Here is a 25205-nt window from a genome sequence, read left to right on the forward strand (position 1 = left end):
TCGCCCCATCATTCCGTAATCCCATGACCCGCCAAGCCCACGAACTCGATCACCGCATAGTCGGTGACGACATGCAATGCGTCGAGATCACACTCGACCCCGGAGAGACCGTCGTTGCCGAAGCAGGCACGATGATGATGATGGATGAAGGCATCGCCATGCAGACCATCTTCGGCGATGGGCGCGGGCAGCAGCAGGGCTTCCTGGACAAGATGCTCGGCGCGGGCAAGCGCCTGCTCACCGGTGAGAGCCTCTTCATGACCACTTACACCAACCAGAGCCAGGTGCGCCGCACGGCCTGGTTCGCGGCGGCCTACCCCGGCAAGATCATGCCGCTGGATCTGCGCGACTACCAAGGCAAACTGATCTGCCAGAAGGACAGCTTCCTCTGCGCGGCCAAAGGCGTGAGCATCGGGATCGCCTTCCAGAAGCGCTTGGGCGCGGGCCTCTTCGGCGGTGAGGGCTTCATCATGCAGAAGCTGGAGGGCGATGGCCAAGTGTACATACACGCCGGCGGCACCACCGTGCAGCGCGATCTGGCGCCCGGAGAGATGCTCCGCGTGGATACCGGCTGTCTGGTGGCCATGACGCAGACCATCGATTACGATATCCAGTTCGTAGGCGGGATCAAGAACACGCTTTTCGGCGGCGAGGGCTTGTTCTTCGCGCAGCTGCGCGGGCCGGGCCATGTGTGGATACAGTCGTTGCCATTCAGCAGGCTCGCGGATAACATCATCGCCGCTTCGCCGAAGGCTGGCGGCCGCGGGAAGGAAGAGGGCAGCATCCTCGGCGGCTTGGGCCGCATGCTCGACGGCGATAACTGATCAGGCTTCCTCCGCCGGCGGGTGCTTCGGCTTCCGCGCATAGCCCTTCTTGCTCTTCACCACGCGTGGGCGGTAGCGCCCATCCAAAGCGCCAGCGGCCTTCTGAGCCTCGCGCTTCGCGGCGCGCTCGATGGCGTCGAGCTCCTTCTTCGTGATGCGCTTCTTCGCCATGGATCAGATGTACATGCGCCGAAGCGGGTCATCCTTGTCGATGTTTTCGTCGAACGTGCGGCCTACCTCGCTGCGGTGCATGCGCGCGAGGTAATCCGTGGGCGTGAAACCGGTGAAGCCTTTGAAGTCGTTGATGAAGTGGCTCTGGTCGTAATAGCCTGCCGCAACGGCGATCGCGATCCAGTCCGGCATGGCGCGGCTCTGGTCCATCAGCTCGAAAGCGTGCTGGAACCGCACGAGCTGCAGGAAGAGCTTCGGCTCAGCGCCTATTCGGTCGATGAACCGCCGCTGGAATTGCCGCACGCTCAGTCCTGCTTCGCCAGCTAACGCAGCCACCGTGGTCTTACCAAGCATCTCCATGGCCTTCTTGCACGCGGCCATCATGGTTTCATCGAGCGCGGGCTTGCGCAGGTGCGCGACCAGGAATGCCTCGATGCACGCGATTCGCTGCTCGGGCCCGGATGCCGCGCGCATGGACCGCTCCAGCGCTTCCGTGCCCCTCATCACTCCCCGCAATTCAACGTTCCTGTCCGTTGCGCGCTTCAATTCAAAGTCCAGGAAGGGTGTCAGCCCCCACGGGTGAAAGCCAGCCATGATCACTCCCAGGCGCCCCGGGTTCGAATAGGCCACGGTGCGGGTGGTGTAGCCGGTGATCGCGTAGCCTGGTGAGTGCTTCAGCGGGCCGCCCATGTCGCGCTCATACGACTCGTCGCCATAACTGAACACCATCTGAGCATGAGGCACGGGCAGCACGTTGACCTCGAAGGGCGGCTCACCGGGTACGGCTTCGTTCTCCATGATGAAGTAGTACGACAGGTAAGGAGCCAATCGCTCCGAAGGGCGCATGAAGCTCGGTTCGGCCATGCATCGAAAGTACCGGGATCTGTTGATCGGAAGAATGCGACAGGTCAATGTCGCCAAGTTCCAAGGCCGCAGTGTGGTGCTCGTGCCTGTTTTGCCGTCAGCGATCAACGCCATGAACAAGATGAAGAATTTCCGCTCCGCTGAGCGCTCCGCCGGAATCATGCTGCTTGTCGCTGCTCCCACCGCCTTGATCAGCTTCTTCCTGCTCCCGGCGGCCTTCGGCTGGGATTTCGACCTGCTTTTCGACCCCTTCCGCGCAATCGCGCACGCGGAGGCAGACCTTGCCATGTACCGTTGGGGCTGGCTGCTCGACATACCCGGATATTACCTGCTTGCACTTCCGGCCATGCTCGTCCTGCGCGCATTCATGAATGGCGCATCGCCCATGCTGCGCGATGCCGCCCTGCTCTGCGGCGCCGGCTATTTGCTGATCGGCACCAGCGGCGCGGCGATCCTGGCCAGCTGCACTGATCTCTTCACGCGCTATGCCGAAGGCACTGATGAGGTGCGCATCGCAGTCTCGGAGCTGCACGCCTCCATCGCCTGCATCGTCATGGATGGCTTGTGGAATACCATAGCCATGGTCCTTTTCGCAGCCTGGGCCCTGATCACAGGATTCCACATCAGGCGATGGAGCCATCCGGTGGGACTAATGCTTGCAGTGGTCGGCGCGCTGGCCGCGCTGGACGTGCTGGGCGGTTTATTCCACCTCGAGGGCCTCGCCACGGTCGGCCTTTTCGGCTACCTGTTCGTGTTCCCGGCCTGGTGCATCCTGGCCGGAACGCGCCTCTTGCGCCCAAGCCGCGATTTGGGGGCATGACGCAATCTCCACATATTCGATCAACCAAACCGTCCCTGCCATGAAACGCATCCTGAAGTTCGTGGGCATACTCCTTCTGCTCTTTGTCCTGGCGGTGTCCGCCGCCATCGGATACGTCACCGCGGCCTTGCCCGGTATCGACGCACCAGCCGACCTCAAGGTGGAACTCACGCCCGAGCGCATAGAGCGAGGCCGCTATCTGGCCAACAGCCTCTGCGTATGCATGGATTGCCACAGCACGCGCGACTGGGACCTCTATGCCGGCCCGCTCAAGCCGGGCACCTTCGGCGGCGGCGGCGAGAAGTTCGATCGGTCCATGCAGTTCCCCGGCGAGTTCTACTCGAAGAACATCACGCCCTTCGCCCTGAGCGGCTGGACGGACGGGGAGATTTACCGCGCTATCACCAGCGGCATCAGCAAGGATGGCCATCCGTTCTTCCCGGTGATGCCGTATGGGAACTACAACAAGCTGGCGACGGAAGATGTCCATAGCATCATCGCCTACCTCCGAACGCTCGACCCGGTCAAGACGCAGCCCTATCCGGCCAGCGTGATCGATTTCCCGGTGAACCTGATCATGCGCACCATGCCTGCACCTGCCGCTCCCATGGTGCGGCCATCGCCAGGAGACCCTGCGTACGGCGAGTACGTCGTGAACGCGGGTGCGTGCATGGAATGCCATACCAAGTCAGAGAAGGGGAAGAAGATCGGAGAGCCCTTCGCCGGCGGCTTCGTCTTCAACCTGCCCAACGGCTCCATCGTGCGGTCCGCCAACATCACGCCGCACCCCACCGATGGGATAGGCGCATGGGACAAGGCCACCTTCATCGCGCGCTTCAAGCAGTACGCCGATAGCAGCTATGCGCCACCGAAGGTCGACTGGCAGGCCGGGGACTTCCAGACCGTGATGCCGTGGCTCATGTACGCCACGATGACCGAGGAGGACCTGGGATCCATCTACGATTACCTGCGCGCATTGCCCCCTGTGGCGGGCCGTCCGGAGAAGTGGACTCCTGCGCCGACCGGTTCTTAGCGCAGCACGCTGTACATCGCAAGGTCGAGCAGGCGCCCATCGGCGGTGCGGTAATCGCGGCGCATGATGCCCTCGCGCTCGAAGCCGCAGCGCTCCAGCACCGTGCAACTGCCGATATTCTCTGGATCCACGCGGGCCAGCACCTTTTCCATGCCCAGTTGCGTGAAGGCGAAGTCAACCGCCCACATCACGCCCATGGTGGTGATGCCCTTGCCCTCATATATGGCGCTGATGAAGTAGGCGATTTCGCAGCGCGGCACCGTCCAATCGAACTCTTTCAGGAACACCAGGCCGATCGGATCGCTGCCTTCATAGTCTCGCATAACGAAGCAGAAATACTCGCGTCGTTTCGACTTCGCCAGCATGTCTTTGATATAGCTGCGCGTGGCGCGTGGGTCAGTGCAGTGTGCGCAGGTGACCGGGAAATAGGGCTGCAGTCGCACGCGCTCCCGGTCGATCAATTTGAACAGGCCGAGGTGGTCGTCCTTGGTGATGGGCTCGATGATGACCGAATCGCTCATTGGTCTTCGCGCGCAAGCAGCGCAGCCGCTCGCATGGCTGCTGCTCGCTCGGCGCCAAGGTACCGTTCCACTCCTGCATGGGCGAGGTACACGACCGGGGTGCTCAATAGCGCCACTATGAATTTGTACGAATACGCGGTGAGCACCATGGCCGTGCAGCGTGCGAAGCTGAAGTCGTCGCGCATCACCCAGAAGGCCACGTAGGTGACCACGACGCTATCGATGAGCTGGCTGATGAGCGTGCTCCCGGTGGCGCGCAGCCAGATGCGGCGATCACCGGTGATGCGCTTGATGCGCCTGAACGTGAACGCATCCACGAGCTGCCCCACGATGAAGGCCGCGAGCGAGCCGAGGATGATGTTCATGCCTTGCCCGAAGATCCCGGAGAAGGCCGCTTGCATGTCGGGCACGCCCTGATCGGCATTCATGCCCAACCAGAAATCGGCTGGCGGCATGCCGATGGCGAAGTACATGACGACGAATCCGAAGGCGATGAGCCCCGCCGTGAGAAGGGTGAGGAAGCGAACACCGCGCACGCCGTAGTAGTCGTTCACCACGTCGGTCATGATGAAGACGATGGGCCAGGGCAGCACGCCCACGCTGAGCACGAAGCTCATGCCCTCTTGGCCGAGCAGCGTGAAGTCGGCCTTCGCCGCGCCGAAGAGGCTCTCCAGCTGGAAGAGCTTCACGCCGATCATCTCGGCCAAGAGCGCATTCGCCACGAAGAAGCCACCGAGGATGAGGAAGAGGCGCGTGGCCTTGTCGGACAGGATGGAATGGATCACGGGGCCACAAGATCGCCCACGCGCACCACACCGCCTTCGAGCCCCGCCGCGTTCATCCCGAACAGCACCTTGCCGTCGCGTGCGCGATAGGTGGCCAGCGTGCGCAGGGGCTCCTTTCCGCGTTCACCCGTGCTCTGGTCCGTGGCGGTGATCACGCATCGCGCGCAGGGCTTCACGAGCTGGAATCGCGCTCCGCCGATGGCGACCTCTTTCCACGCATCCTCTTGGAACGCAGCGCCACCAGCGATAACCAGATTGGGCCGGAAGCGGTCCATGGGCACCGGCGCATCGAGCCGTGCATTCAGATCATCCAGTGAAGCCTGTGATACGATCAAGTACGGGAAGCCGTCGCTGAGGCTGGTATGACCTTTCGCATAGCGCCCATCGATGCGGCGGTGCGTGGCTTCCGGCATGAATACGAGTTGAACATCAGCGCCGAGCCGTGCGCTGAACCACGTGCTCCACTGAGCATTTCCTTGCTCAACGCGCACGAGGTCGCTCCACACGCTGGCCATGCGCGAACCCTCGCTCGCAATGGACCACGGCAGGTCGATCGCCTCGCCATTGCGGATGTCGGTCACGCGGAAGCCATCGCCCTGTGGCGCGCAACGCAGGCAGGCCATGGCAGGGATCTCGCGTTGTGAGAGGAAGCGGCCATCCGGATCCACGAGCATCCAGCGGCGGTCGTGTTGCAAGCCGCGGTCGGTGAGCTTCGCCTGCTGCACCGCGAAGCCGCCCAACGACTTCACTGGATGAATGCGGATGGTTGCGAGCGACAAGCTCATTCGCGGAGCACGCGCTTGATCACCTCCGTGCCGTTCACGCGCAGCAGCAGCAAATAGGTGCCCCGGGATTCCGGCAGACGCACCCGCAATACGGACCCGCTACGCTGCATTTCGGAATGAACGCGTGCGCCGCGCGCATCCGATATCCCAAGAAGGACCGGTTGAGCGCCGGGCTTCGCGGTGATGCTGATCCAGCCGTCGCGGGTGGGCACCGGATGCACATGGATCAGATCGGCTGGTCGCTCGGCGACGCCCGCGGGGCCGAGGAAAAGCGAATCAACCGCAACCAACGAGGGCGATCGGTCACTCGCCTCGAGCATGTCGCGGAAGGTGTTGATCTCCGGATGGTCATGGCTGAACATCTCCGCATTCCAAGCGGGCGGAACGGGCTGGTACCACACACGGGCGAAGGCGTGCAAACCTTCATACGCCCCGTTGATGGGCACATGGTACCGCACGATGTCCGCTCCTGTTCCCTCATCGCCGAAAGCGCTCAGATTGAAATCGATGTCGCTCGCGGGCACGCCGGCCACTCGCGTGGTGTCGTATGCGAAGTGCGTGCTGGTGAATCCGACGGGCGCCAAACGGTTGTCCTTGATCGGGTCCTTGGCGCGCTCGAGCACCGTGGTCACGTCCCCGTTCACATCGCCCATCACCATCTCGTAGATCTGCACTTGCTCCCCGCTGGTGATCACGTCGTGGTGCGGTTCATAGGGCGAATCGTGGCCTTCCGTTTCAAAGGCGCTGTTCAGCACCCCGCTCTTGAACACGGTATCGCCCTCCATGCTGAGCACGATGAACTCCACGAAGGCGCGACGGGACGGATAGCCGCTGGGGAAGCGGTGGCCGGCCTTGTTCTCCAGCCGCAGGGCGAAGTAGGCGGTATCGCTGGTTCGGTCGAGCAGGGTGAGCGAGGCATCGAGCGTATGGTGCCGGAGCATGCGCTGCGTGCGCGCGATGGTGCTATCGAACTGCAGCTCGGAGGCGGGTATATCCAGCGCATCCTTGTTCTGCTTCAGCAGGCGCAGCATGTGCTCGTTCCCGCCCGCCAGGTGGTGCAGGCCGAAGGGCGATTGCGGATTCAGGAAAGGGTACTCCGCTGCGAGCAGGATGCCATCATTGATGCGCGGCATGTGGCAGGTGTTGCACTGCGTGCCGTTGGCGCTGTACACGCTGTTCAGCCACTCATGGTAGGTGGCCTGCTCCACGAAACGGTCGCCGGTGAGGTTGCCATCCAGGTCGGCGGTCTCGGTGATCAGCGTATGGCAGCCCGCGCACACCTTGCTGTTCACGATGTGGCTGCCGAAGCCGGGCGTGAAGCGCACGAAGAACTGCATGATGGCCGGGTTGATCTGGTCGTCGCTGTAAGGTCCGTACACGCGCGCCGAATCGAACTGCAATTCACCGCTGAAGAAGCTGCCGGCGGTGGCCTCGCTCTGCATGTGGCAGCTCAGGCAGCTCACGCCGTCCATGCCGAGCCGGCTGGTGTCGAGGTGCGCAAGCGTGAAGAGGTCATGGCCGAGGAGGCGTTCCTCGTGCATGCCCAAGGGCGCATGGCAGCCCAGGCATTTATTCTGGAGCGAATCGGCGTGCGCCGGGTTCACCAGCGATTCGTGCCGCACCTTGGCGCGGAAGAAGGGGTCGCGCGCACTGTTGGCCATCATCGTGCTCCGCCAATCGTCCACCACGTTCACATCGCGGCCCTGCGCATCGATGCTGGCAATCCCCTGCAGGTCGCGTCCATGGCAGCCGGCGCACCGGCCTGCCGTGGTGAAGTAGGTGCCGATGATCACCGGCAGGCTGTCGGCGCTGCGCAGGAGCGAGAGCTCCAAGCGGCCGTGCGGGCCGAGCATGGGCCGCATGGCGAAGTCCCACGCCGAGAGCAGCAGCACCAGCAGCGCCGCAGTACCGAGCACGATGGTCTTCTTCCGCATGTTCGTGGCGCAAGGTAGAAGGCAAGGCCATGGCCCTTGGCCTGATACCTGTCATGATGGAACAACCGCCGGCGCGCGCGGTTCGCCATCAGGCATGCGTTGTGGGGATTTGGCTGCACTGAGCGCTTCGGCGCCGTGGCACCCGGATACATTCGCACCATGCGTTCGCTCTTGCTGTTCACCTGCCTCTGCCTTTCGAGCCTTGCCGTCGCGCAAGGTGCCGAGCCCTATGTTGACCACTGGGACGCCAAGAAGACCCTGAAGAAAAGCGAGGGCCTCATGGTGAACGGCCGTGAATGGGGCGAGTGGAAGTTCTACGACCGCGATGGCCGGCTCGTGGAGCAGAGCGAGTTCCGTGCGGGCGAGCGCAATGGCCGGGTACGGATCTACTATCCCGCGCCAATGCCCGGTGCGGGCTCTCCCCAATTGCAGCACGACGGCTTCATGCGCCGCGGCGTGCAGGACAGCACCATCATCAGCTACTACGCCAACGGTCAGGTGATGGAGCGCGGCATGTACAAGAAGGGGGTCAAAGAAGGTCCGTGGGAGTATTTCTACGCCGATGGCAAGCCTATGCTGAACGAACGATGGAGCCTCGGGATCGCAGTGGTCATCGATGCGTGGGACCGTGACGGTGCGCAAACCGTGAACAAGGGCGACGGATTCGTGCGCGCGTACTTCCCCAGCGGCGCCATCAGCGAAGAGAAGCGCTATACCGCCGGCGTGCCCGATGGCGTGCAGACCGAGTATTGGCCGGCGGGCAACATCAAAGTGCAAGGCCCTTGCACCGGTGGCTTGCGCCATGGCGAGTGGAAGTGGTTCTCCAGCGCACGCAGGCCGGAGAAGACAGCCGGTTACAACACGGGCAAGCTGCACGGCGCCTACACCGTGTACCGGCCCGATAGCAGCATCGATGTCACCGGCTGGCACAAGCACGATAAAAAAGACAGCCTCTGGACCTGGTTCTCATCGAAGGGCAAAGCCGAAATGAGCGGCCCATTCAATGATGACCTGCGCGATGGTGTTTGGAAGCACTTCCACCCGAACGGCCAGCTGCAAAGCACCGGAGCGTTCAAGGCCGACAAGGAAGAAGGCGAATGGGTCTACTACTACGAAGGCGGACAACTTTGGAAGAAGGGCGCATTCGCTGCAGGCCAGAAAACCGGCACATGGACCACGCGCTATGAGAAAGGGCAGAAGCTCCAGGAGGGTCCCTATGTGAATGGCAAGGAGGAAGGCTTGTGGCAGAGCTGGTTCGAGAACGGCAAGCCGAAAACTGAGGGCTCATTCAAGCAAGGGCGCATGAATGGCCTATGGAAGGGCTTTTTCCCTGATGGCAGTCCGGATTACGAAGGCTGGTTCCAAGATGACCTGAAGCATGGTGCGTGGAAACTCTACTTCGACCCCGTCGAAGGCAAGATCACCGGCGGACGTGTGCGCGAGGAGGGAAGCTATCACCAAGGAAAGAAGAGCGGGCGCTGGATCGCCTATAGCGTGAACGGAACGCCCATCAGCGAAGGGCTCTATGCCAACGGCACGCCCACCGGTCCCTGGATCTACTTCGACGATGCCGGCGTGAAGATGCGCGAGCAGGAATTGCTCAATGGCGATCCCCATGGCAACTGCAAGGTCTATGACCAGCGCGGCCGCGTGGTGCAAGAGATGAACTACCGCAACGGCCGTCTGCACGGCACCATGACCACCTTCGATCGCAGCGGCAAGCCCACCAAGACGGTGGAGTACGAGGACGGGCAGATCAAGAAGCCCGAGCCGCCGAAAGCGCAGCCGCAGCAACAGGGAGGAGGAGTGCCGGGGGGAAGGAGGTGACGCGGATCGCTGACAATTGCCAACTCCAACGCGCCTCTGCACCGGCCCCGTTCAACTTCGACCCTCCCGCCCTACATTCGCACCCGAAAGTCGGCGGAAGAGGAAGAGGGGACCGCCCCTCTTTTTTGTTCCAGGCCATTGAGGGACAGGCGGATATGATCACTGAAGCACTCGTGAAGCAACTGGTCGAACGGCATCTGGAGGGCACTACGCACTTCTTGGTGGCCGTGGAAATGCGCCCCGGCAACAAGCTGGTGGTGGAGGTGGACGACGACCGCGCCATCACTCTTAACGAGCTGGCGGCGCTGAACAAGGCCGTGCGCGACGACCTTGGCGGAGAGGCTGACAATTATGAAATGCAGTTCAGCAGCCCCGGGATGGGCCGCCCCTTCAAGGTGATGCGCCAGTACCAGAAGCATGTGGGCCGCATCGTCGACATCACCCTCCACGACGGGCGCGCGCTGCATGGTCAGCTCGCCGCCCTCAACGGCAATTCCATCAGCCTGCGCATCCAGCACCCCAGCAAGGTGAAGGGCCGCCTTCCGAAACTCGACGAGGAGCCCACCATCGTGCCCCTTGCCGACATCAAGAGCACTCAATCAACCATCACGTTCAACTGATCACTGGCCATGGCCACCGTCAACCTCATCGAGTCCTTCGGAGAATTCAAGGACATCAAGAACATCGATCGTGTCACCATGATGGGCATCCTCGGAGGATGTCTTCAAGGGCGTGGTGCTCCGCCGCTTCGGAGAAGAGGCCAAGGTCGATATCATCATCAACCCCGATAAGGGTGACCTTGAGGTGTGGCTCAACCGCGTGATCGTGGAGGACGGCTTCAGCGAGGATGACAACCTGGATATCGAGCTGAGCGAAGCGCGCAAGATCGACCCCGACTTCGAGGTGGGCGAGGAAGTGAGCCAGGAAGTGAAGATCGAGGACTTCGGCCGCCGCAACATCCTTGCGCTGAAGCAGAACCTGCAAGCGCGCATCACCGAGCTCGAGAAGGACCACCTGTACAACAAGTACAAGGAGCGCGTGGGCGAGATCATCACCGGCGAGGTGTACCAGGTATGGAAGCGCGAGACCCTCATCATCGATGACGAGGGCAACGAGCTGCTCATGCCGAAGGACCAGCACATCAAGACCGACTTCTTCAAGAAGGGAGACACCGTGCGCGCCGTGGTGTGGAAGGTGGAGATGGTGAACAACAGCCCGAAGGTGATCCTGAGCCGCACCGCGCCGGAGTTCCTGGCCAAGCTGTTCGAGCAGGAGGTGCCCGAAGTGGCCGATGGCCTGATCACCATCAAGCGCATCGTGCGCGAGCCCGGTGAGCGAGCCAAGGTGGCGGTGGAGAGCTACGATGACCGCATCGACCCGGTGGGCGCCTGCGTGGGCATGAAGGGCAGCCGCATCCATGGCATCGTGCGCGAGCTGCGCAACGAGAACATCGACGTGATCAACTACACGGCCAACGAGCAGCTGCTGATCCAGCGCGCCCTCAGCCCCGCCAAGGTCGGCGACATCAAGCTGAACGCCGAGACCAAGCGCGCCGAGGTGTACATGAAGCCCGACCAGGTGGCCCTCGCCATCGGCAAGGGCGGCCATAACATCAAGCTCGCTGGCCGCCTCACGGGCTACGACATCGATGTGTACCGCGACACCGATGAGGTCACCGACGATGTGGCGCTTGACGATTTCGCTGACGAGATCGACGAGTGGATCATCAACGAGCTGAAGAACATCGGCTGCGATACCGCCCGCAGCGTGCTCGATATCCCCGCTGAGGATCTCGTGAAGCGCACGGACCTGGAGGAAGAGACCATCGCCGAAGTGCTCCGCATCCTGAAAGCCGAACTGGAAGCCTGACGGCCCGGAAACGCACAGCCGCAAGGGCAGGCAAGCCGAAGGACCTAGAAGAAAGCCGAACCAACCAACCGCATGAGCGAAGCGACGGAGAAGGGCATACGATTGAGCAAGGTGACGCGCGAGTTCAACCTCGGGCTGCACACGGTGGTGGAGTTCCTGGCCAAGCAGGGCCACACGGTGGAGAGCAACCCCAATGGGAAGATCTCCAACGCGCTTTACGACCTGCTGCTGGCCGAGTTCGGCAAGGACAAGGAGATCAAGGCACAAGCGCAGCAGACGGTGCAGTTGCGCCACGACCGTGAGTCGATCGTGCTGGGCACCGGAGCCGCTAAAGCAGAGCCGAAGGCCAAGGTGAAGGAGGAGGCCAACGCGATCGTCCATGGCGCGCCCCCGGCGGCAGAACCGCCCAAGGCTCCTGCTCCACCTCCAGCGCCGATCACGGAGCCCGAGGTGATCAAGGCCAAGGTGGAGAAGACCGTAGGACCGAAGACCCTTGGCAAGATCGACCTCGATGCAACGAAGAAGGGCGCCAAGAAGAAAGCCGAGCCTGCTGCCGAAGCGCCCGCCGAAGCCCCTGCGGCGCCGGTTCAGCCAGCGGCGCCAGCTGCACCTGCTGCTCCCGAAGTGCCCGCCGAGCCGGAGACCATCCGCGTGAACGTGCAGAAGCTGGCCGGCGTGAAGCAGATGGGCAAGATCGAGCTGCCCGTCGAAAAGGAGCGCAAGCCTGCGGAGAAGCCGGACTATGAGCGCGGCAAGCGCAAGCGCCTTGTGAAGCCTGGGCCCGTGAATGTGGACCGCGCCGTGCAGGCCGAGCAGCGCACGGCCCCGCGTCCCGGCGAACTCGATGAGAACGCCGTGAAGCGCAAGGTGAGCGAGACCCTTGCCCGCCTCACCGGTGGCAAGAGCCGCGGCGCCAAGATGCGCCGTGAGAAACGCGATCAGCGCGGCCGCCGATTCGAGGAGGAGCAGGCCGCGCGCGAGTTGGCCGGGCAAACGCTCAAGGTCACCGAGTTCGTGACCGCAAGCGAATTGGCGAGCATGATGAGCGTGCCCGTCACCGACATCATCAAGGCCTGCTTCGCCTTGGGCATGATGGTGAGCATCAACCAGCGCCTCGATGCCGAGACCCTCGCCGTGATCGCCGAAGAGTACGGGTTCAAGGTGGAGTTCGTGGGCGCTGATGTGCAGCAGGATGTTCAGTCCGAAGAGGATGACCCCGCGCGCGTCGTCCAACGTGCGCCGATCGTCACCGTGATGGGCCACGTTGACCATGGCAAGACCTCCTTGCTCGATTACGTGCGCAAGGCCAACGTCATTGCTGGTGAGGCCGGTGGCATCACCCAGCATATCGGCGCTTACAGCGTTGAGCTCGACAACGGCAAGCGAATCGCTTTCCTCGATACCCCCGGCCACGAGGCCTTCACCGCCATGCGCGCGCGCGGCGCCCAGGTCACTGATATCGCCATCATCGTGATCGCGGCGGACGACAGCGTGATGCCGCAGACCCGCGAAGCCATCAACCATGCGCTGGCCGCCGGCGTGCCCATGGTCTTCGCCTTCAACAAGATGGACAAGCAGGGCGCCAACGCGGACAAGATCCGCGAGGAGCTCTCGCAGATGAATATCCTGGTGGAGGAATGGGGCGGCAAGTTCCAGACGCAGGAGATCAGCGCCAAGAAGGGCACCGGCGTGGATCAGCTCTTGGAGAAGGTGCTGCTCGAAGCGGACCTGCTCGACCTGAAGGCCGATCCCGGCAAACGCGCCCACGGCGTGGTGATCGAGAGCACGCTCGAGCAAGGCCGCGGCTATGTGACCACCCTGCTCGTCGATGCCGGAACGCTGCGCAAGGGCGATGTGATCCTTGCCGGCCAGTTCAGCGGCCGCGTGCGCAACATGTTCAACGAGCGCGGCCAGCAGGTGCAGGAAGCGCCGCCATCAACGCCCGTCTCCATCCTCGGCCTCGATGGCGCCCCGAACGCCGGCGACACCTTTCAGGTGTTCGAGGATGAGCGGGACGCGCGCGCCATCGCCACCCGCCGCCAGCAGCTGCAGCGTGAGCAGGGCATCCGCACGCACAAGCACATCACGCTCGACGAGATCGGCCGCCGCCTCGCCATCGGCGATTTCAAGGAGCTCAACCTCATCGTCAAAGGCGATGTGGACGGTTCGGTGGAAGCGCTCACCGATTCGCTGCTCAAGCTCAGCACCGAGCAGATCAAGGTGAACGTGATCCACAAGGCCGTGGGCCCCATCGCCGAGAGCGATGTGCTGCTCGCCACGGCCTCCAACGCCATCATCGTCGGTTTCCAGGTGCGCCCAACGCCAGGTGCGCGGAAGCTGGCCGAGACCGAAGAGATCGACATCCGGCTCTACTCCATCATCTACAACGCCATCGAGGAGATCAAGCAGGCCATGGAAGGCATGCTCGCGCCCAAGGAGGTGGAGAAGATCACCGGCACCGCCGAGGTGCGCGAGACCTTCAAGATCAGCAAGGTGGGTACCGTGGCCGGTTGCTACGTGCTCGACGGCAAGATCGAGCGCAAGAACAAGGTGCGCCTCATCCGGGATGGCATCGTGGTCTATACCGGCGACCTCAACGAACTGAAGCGCTTCAAGGACGACGTGAAGGAGGTGACCCACGGCTACGAGTGCGGCCTCTCCATCAAGAACTTCAACGACATCAAGGTCGGCGACCACGTCGAGGCCTTCGTGATCGAGGAGGTGAAGCGGACCCTGGGGGAGTGATTCCCTGTCCTATTGCAAGAGAGCCGGCACCGCCGGCTTTCTTCGTTCAAGCCACTGTGTTCATCTTCAGTGGATGGAATTCGCCCGGCCCTGGCTTCCGAAACGGCCTTGCACTTCCATGACGATGGCACCGCATCCTGACAATCATGCGACAGAGCGTTGGATCCTCGGGACTTGCTTCGCGGCCGGAAATCCAACCTGCACATGCGCATCGCTGCACTTCTCCCCGCCGCCATCATGAGCTCGGCGATCCTCGCCCAAACCACCGTCACCACTGCTCCGCAGAACGCGCAGCAGGTCTATTACAGCCTCAGCGACGGCGTGGTCGCCAGCACGGCCCTCGCCGATTGGGACCTCGCCTTCGAGCTCACCGGCATCACCGGCAGCATCCTGCTGAACACCGCCAAAGGGCACAAGCTGTACAAGGCGCCCTACACGCTCGCGCAATGGGGCAGCATAGACACCACCGGCCTCAATGCTTCCTGGCCCCAACAGCACAACAGCGAGTCCGATTGGAGCAGCGGCGCGTTCAATCAGGGCCTCACCACGAATCCCTTCGACCTCGGCTGGGGCATCTACAACTTCGTCACGCACAACATCACCGGCGATAGCTGCTTCGTGCTGAAGCTGAGCACCGGCTATTGGAAGAAGCTGCGCATCGATGGATTCACGGCCGCCACCAATAGCTTCTCCTTCACGTGGGCCGACCTCGATGGCGCGAACGAGCAGAGCGGCAGCCTGGTGCGCTCCGCCTATCCCGGCAAGAACTTCGGCTACTACAGCCTCGTCACCAACGCTGCCCTCGACCTCGAGCCCCTCGCTGCCGACTGGGACCTGCTCTTCACCAAATACATGGGCTTTGTAACCCAGCCCTTCCCGGCATACTATCCGGTGGCGGGCGTGCTGCAGAACAGGATGGTCGAAGCTGTCCAGATCGACGGCGTGCCCACGGCCGATGCAACTTATTGGGGCGAGACCTTCGATGCCGATATCGATGTGCTCGGCTTTGATTGGAAGAACTTCAACCAAGCCACCTTCCAATGGGAGTACGCGCAGGACCGCACCTACTTCGTGAAGGACCGCAGCGGCTCCATCTGGAAGATCGTCTTCGTGAGCTACGGCGGAAGCGCCAATGGCAATTTCGTTTTCAATCAGGAGCTCGTCGGACAGGCGTCGGTGGATGAAGCCGGCCGCAGCAGCGCCCTGGCGATCGCTCCGAACCCGGCGGTGAGCACGACGAACCTGATCATCGCTTCGGAGGCGCGCTCCGCGCAACTCAGCATCATCGACATGAACGGTCGCGTTGTCGGCCAACAGTCGCTCACCGGGTTGAGCGGCCTTGTTCAGCGGCCCATCGACGTGAGCGCATTGCCCGCAGGCCTTTATCTCATCCGCGTGCAGGGCGATGGCATCGATGCCACCATGCGCTTGGTGAAGGAGTGATTCACTTAGTGGGTTGGGCCGGACGCACGGCCATCGCTCACCAGTTGAGGGTTGGAGGTTGATGGAACCTTCATTCGTCAACCCGACTTAATACCACGATTGCGGTATTGCCGGTTCTTGCGTGGTGGGGCTGCTTTGCGGCCATGATCACTGAAACGACTACCGACCTGAAAGAGCGCTGGGATGCGCTGCTCGCCAACGACCCCAAGCTCCGGATCCGCAATGCGGCCGCGGAGCTGGGCGTGAGCGAGGGGGAATTGCTCGTCACGCGCATCGACGATGGCGTCACGCGGCTGAATCCAGAGTTCAAGGCGATCATGGCCGCTGTGCCTGCGCTGGGACGGGTGATGGCGCTCACGCGCAACAACGATGTGGTGCATGAGCGCAAGGGCGCTTACCTGAATCCGTCGCTGGAGCACGGGCCAGTGGGGCTCTTCGTCGGCGCCGACATCGACTTGCGCATCTTCTGGCACTCGTGGGCGCACGCGTTCGCCGTGGTCGAAAGCGGTCGCGATGGCGCGCGCCACAGCCTTCAGTTCTTCAGCGCGGCCGGTGACGCCGTGCACAAGATCTACTTGGTTCCTGAGAGTGATGCCGGTGAATACCATGATCTGGTGTCGCGCTTCCGAGCCGAGGACCAAACGCCCTCCATGATGGTGCGGCCCGCTGGGCCTGCGCGCTCGGAGCGCCCAGACGCTGAGATTGCTGCGGCCGGACTGCGTGAAGGATGGCTCAACCTGAAGGACACGCACGATTTCCATCTGCTGCTGCGGCAGCACGGGGTCTCGCGCACCCAGGCACTTCGCCTGGCTCCCGAGGGGGATTACGCTGTCCCGGTGCAGCCCGGTGCATTCCGCGCGGTGACAACGGCGGCAGCAGCAGAGCAATGCCCCATCATGGTCTTCGTGGGCAATCCGGGCGTGCTGCAGATCCACACCGGCACGGTGAGCAAGCTGTTGGACATCCCTGGGTGGTTCAATGTGGTGGATCCTGATTTCAACCTGCATGTGCGCGAAGCGGCCATTACACAAGCCTGGGTGGTGCGCAAGCCCAGCGCCGACGGCATGATCACGGCCCTGGAGTGCTACGATGCGGAGGACGAGCAGCTCGTGCAGCTCTTCGGCAAGCGCAAGCCGGGCATCCCGGAGCTGGAGCACTGGCGCGCGATCATTGCCAAGGCCGAGGCTGAACTGCGCCTGGCCTGACGCTGGCGTGACAGGCGCGATCGGGATTGCCGGGATCTTCGCGCAGCGAATGAACCTGGCTCCGCGGCTCTTGATCCTGATGGTTTGCTCCGCTTGGAGCACCATCACCAGCGCCCAGCTAAACGTGCGTGTCGTTGAGGCCGATTGCACAACCCCGGTACCCTACGCGCATATCCAGTACCGCGTGCTGAAGGAGGCCATGACGAAGCTCGTGGTGAGCGGCGCCGAAGGCCGATGCTCCATTCCCGTGAGCGCGGAGCAGCTCAGCAGTGGCGTGGCCATGTCGGTGTCCTTCGTCGGCTATGCCACATTGCACGATACGCTGCGGTCGTCAGCGCCTGTCGTATTCACCCTGAAGCGTGATGCAGCGGCGCTTCGCGAATTCGTGGTCACCGGACAGTATGCGCCAGGCACCGTGGAAGGAGCGGTCCAGAAGCTGCGCGTGATCGATGGCCAGCGCATCCAGCGCATGGCCGCGCAGAACCTCGGTGACGCACTGAGGGATCAATTGAACTTGCGGCTGGCCCAGGACAATATGCTCGGCTCATCGGTGAGCATGCAGGGCCTGGGCGGCGAGAACGTGAAGGTGCTGATCGACGGCGTGCCCGTTACCGGAAGGCAGAACGGCAACGTGGACCTTTCGCAGATCGACCTCACGGGCATCGACCGCATCGAGCTGGTCGAAGGCCCGCTCAGCGTGAATTACGGCACCAACGCGCTCGCGGGCACGATCAACCTGATCACGAAGAAGAGCGGGCAGGCGCCCTCAACAGCGCGCGCCTCCGTTTACACCGAGCACATCGGCAGGCTGAATGCCACCGTTGGTGTCACGCGGCGATGGGGCAGGAGCGAGGCCGTTGTCTCTGGAGGGCGTAACCTCTTCCTTGGCTGGGATCCGCGGCAGAGCGGATTGCCGGCGCTGCGCGCGCAAGTGGCCGACACGAATCGGTTCCAGCAATGGAAGCCGCGCGAGCAGTTCTTCGCCCGTGCCAACTACCGATGGACCGGCGATCGCTGGGGCTTCGGCTGGAAGGGCGAGGGACTTCACGACCGCATCATCGATCGGGGCCGTCCGCGCGCGCCGTACAACGAGAGCGCCCTCGATGCCGCGTACCTCACCACCCGCCTGGACAATGCCCTCTTCGCCGAAGGCCGGTTCACGAAGGGACGCAGGCTGAATGCCCTCGCTGCCCATAACCGCTATTCGCGCACGCGCAACACCTGGTTGCGCGACCTCACCACGCTCGGCGAGGAATTGAGCCAGGCCGATGGCGCGCAGGACACCACGCGCTTCACCCTCACCAACGTGCGCGCCTCCTTCAGCTCGGCCCCGGACAGTGCACGGATGCATTACGAGCTCGGCATTGACCTCAACCGCGAGACCGGCTCCGGCGACCGCATCAACGGTGAGCGCACCATCGGCGACTACGCGGGATTCGCCAGTGCGGAATGGCGCCCGACCGATGCGATCACATTGCGTCCGGGCGTTCGCTACGCGCACAACACGCTTTACTCCGCTCCGCTGATCCCCTCCCTGAATGCGCGTTGGCGCCTTGGGGAGCGGTTCAACCTGCGCGCTTCCTACGCCGAAGGGTTCCGGGCACCGTCGCTCAAGGAACTGCACCTCTACTTCGTGGATGTGAACCACGACATCACCGGCAATCCTGACCTGAGCGCGGAGCGCTCGCGCAGCGCTTCCGCAGGTTTGAGCTATCGCCGCGTCAAAGACCGCGTGGTGTACACGAGCGAGCTCAATGGCTTCTTCAATTCCGTGCGCGACCTGATCACGATCGCGCAGCGGGAGGGCTCCAGCTTCACGTATGCCAACATCGGTCGTTTGCGCACGGCTGGCGCAAGCATGGGCGCGGGCTGGGACAACGGACATTGGATGGTCAGTGTGGGAGCGGCCATCACCTTGCGCGCCGATGATCTGGAGGGCGGGGGCCTCGGTGAATGGATGAGCACGCCGGAATTGCGCGGGTCCATCACACGGCAATGGATGCGGCATGGCTGGAGCGCTTCGCTGTTCTGGAAGCACCAGGGCGAGCAGCCGGGCTACAGCGTTGGCCTCGATGGCAGCGTGCAGCGCGGCAGCATCGAAGCCTTCCAATTGGCCGATGCCACCATCACCAAGCAGCTCTGGGCGAAGCGCCTCACGCTCTCTGCGGGCTGCAAGGACCTCTTCGATGTGCGCAACCTCAACGCCACGCTCACCAGCGGGGTGCATGATGCCGGAACAGGCAGCGTGCCGATGACCACCGGCCGGACCTTCTTCTTGCGGGTGGAGCTGGAATTGAAACGCAAACAGGCATGAAATCCCTCACCTTCGCGCTAGCTGCAGCGCTCCTGAGCTCGTGCTTGAAGGAGGAGCTGCCGGCTCCGCGTGCGCCTCGCGGCGATGCGCGCAGCACGCAACTCTGCATGGGCGCTGGTTATGCCAACCAGCTCTGGTTCGACTTGGGCAGCGGCACTGTGGTGAGCGAGAACCCGCGCAGCGATTGGGACCTCGCTTTCGAGAGCGCTCCCGACGGCTGGCGCGTGCTGCTCAATGGCGCGCGCTTGATGACCGTTTGGCCGCTCGGCCCGGTTGACATCACGGCACCGCACGATACAACTGGCCTGAGCGCCATCCGCCGCGTCGATGCGGCGAGCCTGCAACCCGATAGCCTGGCCTTCGGCGATTGGCGCGGCACCAATGGCGTGTTCATTGTGGACATGGGCGTGAGCGCGGATGGGGAGTTCCTGGGCTTGCGCAAGCTGAAGCTCTTGGGCGTTGGAGTGGACGCATTCCAATTGGAATGGGCGAACCTCGACGGAAGCGGGCTCACCGGCGCCACGGTGCCGAAGGACCCGCAGCGCGCGTTCACGTCCTGGAGCTTCACCACGGGCGTGCAGCCCATCGAGCCGCTCATCGGGACATGGGACCTCTGCTTCACGCAGTACACGCATCGCTTCGAGACCTATAGCCTCGACTACCTCGTGAACGGGGTGCTTTCCGCTACCACTACGCGCATCGCCCGTGCCACAGGGCGAGACTTCGCATCCATAACCGTGGCCGATACGCTCACCTTCCCGCTTCGCGCGGAGCGCAATGCCATCGGCTACGATTGGAAGGTGTATTCCTTTGAGACCAGTTCCTACAGCATCGTTCCGGACCTCGCCTTCATCGTGAAGGATGCGGACGGTTACTTGTACAAGCTGCGCTTCATCGAATTCTACGGGCCGCAGGGACAGACCGGCTGCCCGCTCTTCGAGACGGTGCTGTTGTGACCGGCTCAGGCGATCAGCCTGAACGCATCACCATCGAAGAGCCCTTTATCGCTGAGCTTGAGGTGCGGGATCACGAGCAGCGCCATGAAAGAGAGCGTCATGTATGGCGCGGCCAGCGTGGAGCCGAGGGCTTTGGCCTCGCGGTCCATGGCTGAGTAGGCATCGGCCACGGTCCAGGCATCGGCATCGCTCATGATGCCGGCGACAGGCAAGGGCAGCACGCGATGGTGACCTCCATCGGCGAGGCTGATGCCGCCCTTGTGCTCGATCACGAGGTTGATGGCGTCGCAGAGGTCCTTATCGTTCGCGCCGATGGCCACGATGTTGTGGCTGTCGTGCGCCACGCTGCCGGCTATGGCACCGCGCTGCAATCCGGTGCCCGTGATCCATGCCACGGCGGGTTGGGTGTCAGCGTAGCGATTCACTACGGCGATCTTCAGGATGTCCTTCGCGGGGTCTGGCAGGCAAACGCCGCCGCGAACAGTGGGTGGCATCCACCTCTTCCGCGTGATCAATTGTCCGTCGAGGGCTTCGATGCACAAGAGGTCTTCGCCTTGTGCGGCCACGGCGAAGTCGGCAATGTGCTTTGGTGCGCAGTTGAAGTTGTTCGGCGCATCGACTGGTACGCGGTCGATGAAGCTTCGTCCTGCCTCAGCGACGAGTTGGCCTCGGATGAAGGTCTTCTTCACCCGGAACTCCTTCAGGTCATCCACCACGATGAAGTCAGCCGGATCGCCAACGCGCAATCGACCGACTGGCAAGGCGTAGTGCCCAATGGGATTGATGCAAGCCGCGCGCAGGACTTTGAATACGTCAATCCCACGCGATACCGCTCGCGCGCAAAGCCCGTTGATGTGGCTTTCCACGAGGCCATCGGGGTGCTTATCGTCGCTGCACAGCATCATGCAGTGGCTCCAATCGTGCAGCAGGTCGATGAGGGCCTCGAAGTTCTTGGCAGCGCTGCCTTCGCGCACCTGCACGATCATGCCCTGCTCCAATTTGAATCGTGCCTCCTCGGTTGTGAAGCACTCGTGGTCGGTGGTGATGCCGGCCGCGATGTAGCGCGTGGCCATGTCGCCGTGCAAGCCGGGCGCGTGCCCATCGATGGGCTTGCCGAGGCGCTTGGCGTGATCCAGCTTCCGCATCATCTCCGCTTCGCCGTTGAGCACGCTAGGGAAGTCCATCACCTCGCTGAGGTAGCGCACTTCCGATCGGGCGAGCAACCGCCCCACGCCATCGGCATCGATGCGGGCGCCTGCCGTCTCGAAGACGGTTGCCGGCACGCAGCTGGGAGCGCCGAAGAAGAAGTGGAAGGGCACGCGCTGACCGTTGGAGATCATGAATTCCACGCCTTGTTCGCCGAGGACGTTGGCGATCTCATGCGGGTCGCTGATGGTGGCCACGGTGCCATGCAGCACGGCAAGGCGGGCGAATTCGCTGGGCACGAGCATCGAGCTCTCCACGTGCACATGCGCATCGATGAAGCCGGGCAAGATGAACCCTTCACCGGGGCCTTCCGCTTCCTCGATCCCCGCGATGCGGCCTTCGTTTACCGTTATGCGCGCCGTGGCGATGCGGCCCTCCTCAATGCGGACGAGCTGGCCGATGAGGCTGAAATCCGCCATCGGCTTCAGCGCTTGCGCCCGAAGAAGTACCAGAGCGCGATGATCACGAGCAGCATTCCGACGAAGCCGCCGGCTGCGATGAGCACGAGCTTCATCAGCTTGCCTTTCACTTCCTGCTCCTTGCCATCGATCAGGCCCGCGAGGCCCTTGGACGATTCGCCATCGATGTCCGGGTCGTAGTCAGCGTGGCGGTACCCTTCGTTGAAGGCGGCCATGTCGAGCACGGCGGGCAGCTCATCCTGCACTTCATCGAGGTGGTCCATGGTGCTGATGGCGTTGATCACCAGCACGCCATAGCGCCCGAGAATGCGGATGTTGTAGTTGAGCACGTTGCGCTCGCTGTCGTCGCTCACCATTTCCTTGGCCCAGTGCAGGGCCTTGCGCTCGCGGTCGTAGTATGGCGGCGAGGCCCAGCCGATGAGCTGCAGCCCGCTGTAGCCTGCCGCACGGCGCTGCACATTGGACAGGCTGTCCTCGTGGATCATGTCGCGGAGCTTGGCTTCGTAGTCGATGCTGCCTGCATCGCGGTCATGCACGTATCCGTTCTCCTCGTAGTACACCACGTAGGCGGGGAGGTCATCGTAAACACCGGCCTCAGCTTGAAGCACTATGCCGAGCAGGTCATCCGCTATGGCCGGCGGGTTCTGCCAAACATCCACGAGCAGGTGGTGGGCTTGGTCGGCATTGAGGAACTTGTGCGTGGGCGGCACATCGATGGCGGCTGCGCCATGCGCGAGTTCGATCGTTCCGCCTTGCCAATCGAAGGCAGCGATGAGGGAATCGATGTCGAGCGGACCTCTATCATCGAGTGACGCGATGCTATCGCCCTGGGCGAATGAGCACGCAGAGGCGAAGATCCCCAAGGCCAGGAACGATGTGCGCATGCGGCGAAGCTAGCCGCCCCGCTCAGTGCCCGAACATCTCCTTCACGCGCTCGAAGAAGCCCTTGTCGCTGGCTGTGGGCTTGGGTTGGAAGCCCGGGCTGCTGCGCAGCTTCTCGAGCGCCGCTTTCTCTTCTTTGCTCAGGTTCGTCGGTGTCCACACGGCCACATGCACGAAGAGATCGCCGTGGCCATGGTGCTGCACGCTGGGCAGGCCCTTGCCCTTGAGGCGCAGGATGTGGTTCGACTGCGTCCCGGGCTCGATCTTGAGCTTGGCCTTGCCGGCCACGATCGGCACTTCGATGCTCGCGCCGAGCGCTGCATCGACCATGCTGATGAAGACCTCGTGGTGCAGGTGCGTGCCATCGCGGCGCAGTTCGGGGTGCTGCTCCTCTTCGATCACTACGAGCAGGTCGCCGGGCACGCCGCCAGCAGGCGCTTCATTGCCCATGCCGCTGATGTTGAGCTGCATGCCCTCCTCCACGCCAGCAGGGATCTTGATCGGAACCACCACCTCCTCGCGCACGAGGCCGTGCTCGTCGCTGCCGGGGGCGCGCTTGCTCACCGTTTGGCCGATCCCGCCGCAGGCCGGACAGGTGCTCACGGTCTGCATCTGGCCGATGAATGTGCTCTGCACGCGGCGCACTTGCCCGGAGCCGCCGCAGGTGTGGCAGTTCCCGTATTCGCTGCCCTTGCCGCGCACAAGCTTCACCACCTTGATCTTCTTCTCCGCGCCAAGGGCGATCTCTTCCAGCGTGAGCTTGATGCGCACGCGCAGGTTGCTGCCCTTGACGGTGCGGCCTCCGCGCTGCTGCCCGAATCCTCCGCCGAATCCTCCGCCGAAGTGCCCGCCGAAGATGTCGCCGAACTGGGAGAAGATGTCCTCCATGTTCATGCCGCCGCCTTGGAACCCGCCGCCGCCCATCTGTGGGCCGGCATGGCCGAAGCGATCATACTTGGCTTTCTTCTCGGGATCGCTCAGGGTCTCATACGCCGATGCCGCCTCCTTGAATTGCTCCTCCGCGGCCTTATCTCCGGGATTCTTGTCCGGATGGTATTTGATGGCCAGCTTGCGGTAGGCCTTCTTGATGTCCTCCGCGCTCGACTTTCGGTCAACACCGAGCACTTCGTAGGGGTCGCGCTTGTTCATGTCTTCAATTCATTCGGTTCGTTTGGCGAATCATGATTCGCCGCTACTCACCGACGACGACCTTGGCGTAGCGGATCACCTTTTCGTGCAGCGTGTAGCCGTTCTCCACCACGTCGATCACCTTGCCCTTCAGGTCCGCGCTGGGAGCAGGGGCCTTGGTGATGGCCTCGTGCTTATCGGTGTCGAAGGCCTGTCCTTTCACATCGGCCATCGGCTTCACGCCCTGACTGCCCAGGATGTGCAGCAATTTGCTCTGGATCAGATGGAAGCCCTCGCGCACCACGGCGACGTCATCGGTCTTCGCGTTGCTTGTGATCGCGCGCTCCATGTCGTCGAGGACCGGCAACATGTTCTTCAGCGTGTTCTCGCCCGCGAATTGGATCAGCTCCAAGCGCTCCTTCGCGGTGCGCTTCCGGAAGTTGTCGAATTCGGCGTTCAGGCGCAGCCACTTGTCCTTCAGGTCGGCGGCGTCAGCCTTGGCAGCGATGAGCTGCGCGCTCAGTTCACGGATGTCCTCGCGTCCATCGGCTTCAGCATCGTGCATCACGTGCTCCGCTGCCGCTTCGCTCGCAAGGGTAAGCGGGTCCTTGGCCTGTTCGTCCTGTGCATCCATCGGCAGGGCCTGTTCGGCAGCCTTGTCAGCAGCCGTCCCGGCCGGGCTGACATCGGGTCGCTCGGTCATGGTGTTTCGTCTCTTATTGAAGATCATCGCATGCTGGTCAAGCGCGGTGCCATGGGGCATTTCACTGACGGGGCGCGAAGGTCGGGGACTTTTTGGCAGGAGCACAGGTACAGCAGGGCACGAAAAGGGAAGGCCCCGGTTTCCCGAGGCCTTTCCGATGGGGGGTGCGCTGCCTCAGAGGCTCTTCACATGCTTGTCCAGTTCCTGATGCAGCGCCATGCCGCGCAGGTTCTTGGCGATGATGATGCCATTCGGATCAACCAGGAAGCTCATGGGGATGGAACTCACGCCGTAGAGCTGTGAGCCTTGTGATTGCCAGAATTTCAGGTCGCTCACGTGATACTTCCAGATGAGGTTGTCTTGGGCGATGGCCTGCTTCCATTGCTCGCGGTTGCGGTCCAGGCTCACACTGTACACCTCGAAGCCCTTGGCATTGGTGAACTTGGCTTTGCTGTACTTCTGATAAGCCGAAACCACGTTGGGGTTCTCCATTCGGCAGGGGCGGCACCAGCTGGCCCAGAAATCAATCAGCACGAACTTGCCTTTCAGTTCGGAGAGCTTCAGCACTTTGGTGCTATCGGGATTCATGAAGGCCAGCTCTGGGGCCTTGTCGCCGATGGCGGTGCCCACCTTGGCCTTGCCTTGCTGTTCATCAGCAGCGGAACTGCGTGAGGTGAAGCCGTAAACGGCCAGCAGGACCACGGCGGAGATGGAGAGGATCTGCGTCTTTGACATGAGGGAGCGGAGATTCATGTGGCGAAAGTAGGTGGG

Annotated in this window: 21 protein-coding genes and 1 pseudogene; 11 read left to right on the forward strand and 11 right to left on the reverse strand. The window is 62.8% G+C overall.

Annotated features, from left to right (window positions below):
- Positions 1-23: 23 nt before the first annotated feature.
- Positions 24-824, forward strand: a complete 801-nt coding sequence (locus tag IPK70_03460; protein ID MBK8226215.1) for a TIGR00266 family protein — start codon at positions 24-26, stop codon at positions 822-824.
- Here the strand turns inward: IPK70_03460 and IPK70_03465 are convergent, their stop codons facing one another.
- Positions 825-995, reverse strand: coding sequence for a hypothetical protein (locus IPK70_03465; protein MBK8226216.1), 171 nt, complete (start codon positions 993-995; stop codon positions 825-827).
- Positions 996-998: 3 nt separating this feature from the next.
- On the reverse strand, positions 999-1859 hold the full coding sequence (locus IPK70_03470) for an AraC family transcriptional regulator (GenBank protein ID MBK8226217.1): 861 nt from the start codon (positions 1857-1859) through the stop codon (positions 999-1001).
- Positions 1860-1893: 34 nt separating this feature from the next.
- Here IPK70_03470 and IPK70_03475 point away from each other — a divergent pair, with 34 nt between their 5' ends.
- Together IPK70_03475 and IPK70_03480 are read left to right on the forward strand one after the other, a co-directional pair.
- Positions 1894-2679 carry a hypothetical protein gene (locus IPK70_03475; GenBank protein ID MBK8226218.1) on the forward strand — a complete coding sequence of 262 codons (786 nt, stop codon included), beginning with the start codon at positions 1894-1896 and terminating at the stop codon, positions 2677-2679.
- A gap of 40 nt (positions 2680-2719) precedes the next feature.
- Positions 2720-3712, forward strand: coding sequence for a c-type cytochrome (locus IPK70_03480; protein MBK8226219.1), 993 nt, complete (start codon positions 2720-2722; stop codon positions 3710-3712).
- Here the strand turns inward: IPK70_03480 and IPK70_03485 are convergent.
- The 4 genes from IPK70_03485 to IPK70_03500 form a co-directional block, all read right to left on the reverse strand.
- The gene (locus IPK70_03485; protein MBK8226220.1) at positions 3709-4233 is read right to left on the reverse strand and encodes a GNAT family N-acetyltransferase; all 525 of its coding nucleotides are present in this window, start codon (positions 4231-4233) and stop codon (positions 3709-3711) included. The genes IPK70_03480 and IPK70_03485 overlap by 4 nt on opposite strands.
- Positions 4230-4931: a queuosine precursor transporter gene (locus tag IPK70_03490; GenBank protein ID MBK8226221.1), complete on the reverse strand. Its 702-nt coding sequence runs from the start codon at positions 4929-4931 to the stop codon at positions 4230-4232. The genes IPK70_03485 and IPK70_03490 overlap by 4 nt, the downstream gene beginning before the upstream one ends.
- Before the next feature lie 83 nt (positions 4932-5014).
- A complete protein-coding gene (locus IPK70_03495) occupies positions 5015-5797 on the reverse strand; it encodes an MOSC domain-containing protein (GenBank protein MBK8226222.1) in 783 nt (260 codons plus the stop codon).
- Between the two features lie 2 nt (positions 5798-5799).
- Complete coding sequence (locus tag IPK70_03500) at positions 5800-7737, reverse strand: hypothetical protein (protein MBK8226223.1); 1938 nt, start codon at positions 7735-7737, stop codon at positions 5800-5802.
- Between the two features lie 159 nt (positions 7738-7896).
- Between IPK70_03500 and IPK70_03505 the strand changes: the two genes are divergently transcribed.
- From IPK70_03505 to IPK70_03540, 8 genes and pseudogenes are all read left to right on the forward strand, one after another.
- A complete protein-coding gene (locus tag IPK70_03505) occupies positions 7897-9564 on the forward strand; it encodes a hypothetical protein (protein MBK8226224.1) in 1668 nt (555 codons plus the stop codon).
- Between the two features lie 173 nt (positions 9565-9737).
- Positions 9738-10184: a hypothetical protein gene (locus tag IPK70_03510; GenBank protein MBK8226225.1), complete on the forward strand. Its 447-nt coding sequence runs from the start codon at positions 9738-9740 to the stop codon at positions 10182-10184.
- A gap of 9 nt (positions 10185-10193) precedes the next feature.
- Positions 10194-11433: pseudogene (gene nusA / locus IPK70_03515) on the forward strand (transcription termination/antitermination protein NusA).
- Positions 11434-11505: 72 nt separating this feature from the next.
- A complete protein-coding gene (gene infB, locus IPK70_03520) occupies positions 11506-14178 on the forward strand; it encodes a translation initiation factor IF-2 (protein MBK8226226.1) in 2673 nt (890 codons plus the stop codon).
- A 204-nt stretch (positions 14179-14382) separates the two neighbouring features.
- Positions 14383-15621: a T9SS type A sorting domain-containing protein gene (locus IPK70_03525; GenBank protein MBK8226227.1), complete on the forward strand. Its 1239-nt coding sequence runs from the start codon at positions 14383-14385 to the stop codon at positions 15619-15621.
- Positions 15622-15764: 143 nt separating this feature from the next.
- Positions 15765-16826 carry a hemin-degrading factor gene (locus tag IPK70_03530; GenBank protein MBK8226228.1) on the forward strand — a complete coding sequence of 354 codons (1062 nt, stop codon included), beginning with the start codon at positions 15765-15767 and terminating at the stop codon, positions 16824-16826.
- A 49-nt stretch (positions 16827-16875) separates the two neighbouring features.
- A complete protein-coding gene (locus IPK70_03535) occupies positions 16876-19140 on the forward strand; it encodes a TonB-dependent receptor (protein MBK8226229.1) in 2265 nt (754 codons plus the stop codon).
- A complete protein-coding gene (locus tag IPK70_03540; protein ID MBK8226230.1) occupies positions 19137-20096 on the forward strand; it encodes an HmuY family protein in 960 nt (319 codons plus the stop codon). The genes IPK70_03535 and IPK70_03540 overlap by 4 nt, the downstream gene beginning before the upstream one ends.
- Before the next feature lie 5 nt (positions 20097-20101).
- On the opposite strand, the gene ade is transcribed toward IPK70_03540, so the two are convergent.
- The 5 genes from ade to IPK70_03565 all read right to left on the reverse strand — a co-directional run bounded on the left by ade (position 20102) and on the right by IPK70_03565 (position 25187).
- On the reverse strand, positions 20102-21721 hold the full coding sequence (gene ade / locus IPK70_03545; protein MBK8226231.1) for an adenine deaminase: 1620 nt from the start codon (positions 21719-21721) through the stop codon (positions 20102-20104).
- A 5-nt stretch (positions 21722-21726) separates the two neighbouring features.
- On the reverse strand, positions 21727-22605 hold the full coding sequence (locus tag IPK70_03550; protein ID MBK8226232.1) for a DUF2167 domain-containing protein: 879 nt from the start codon (positions 22603-22605) through the stop codon (positions 21727-21729).
- Positions 22606-22627: 22 nt separating this feature from the next.
- Positions 22628-23752 carry a molecular chaperone DnaJ gene (gene dnaJ, locus IPK70_03555; GenBank protein ID MBK8226233.1) on the reverse strand — a complete coding sequence of 375 codons (1125 nt, stop codon included), beginning with the start codon at positions 23750-23752 and terminating at the stop codon, positions 22628-22630.
- Positions 23753-23795: 43 nt separating this feature from the next.
- A complete protein-coding gene (locus tag IPK70_03560) occupies positions 23796-24296 on the reverse strand; it encodes a nucleotide exchange factor GrpE (protein MBK8226234.1) in 501 nt (166 codons plus the stop codon).
- Between the two features lie 312 nt (positions 24297-24608).
- Positions 24609-25187, reverse strand: coding sequence for a TlpA family protein disulfide reductase (locus IPK70_03565; protein ID MBK8226235.1), 579 nt, complete (start codon positions 25185-25187; stop codon positions 24609-24611).
- Positions 25188-25205 lie beyond the last annotated feature (18 nt).

The sequence above is a fragment of the Flavobacteriales bacterium genome (assembly GCA_016712535.1).
GTDB lineage: Bacteria > Bacteroidota > Bacteroidia > Flavobacteriales_F > PHOS-HE28 > PHOS-HE28.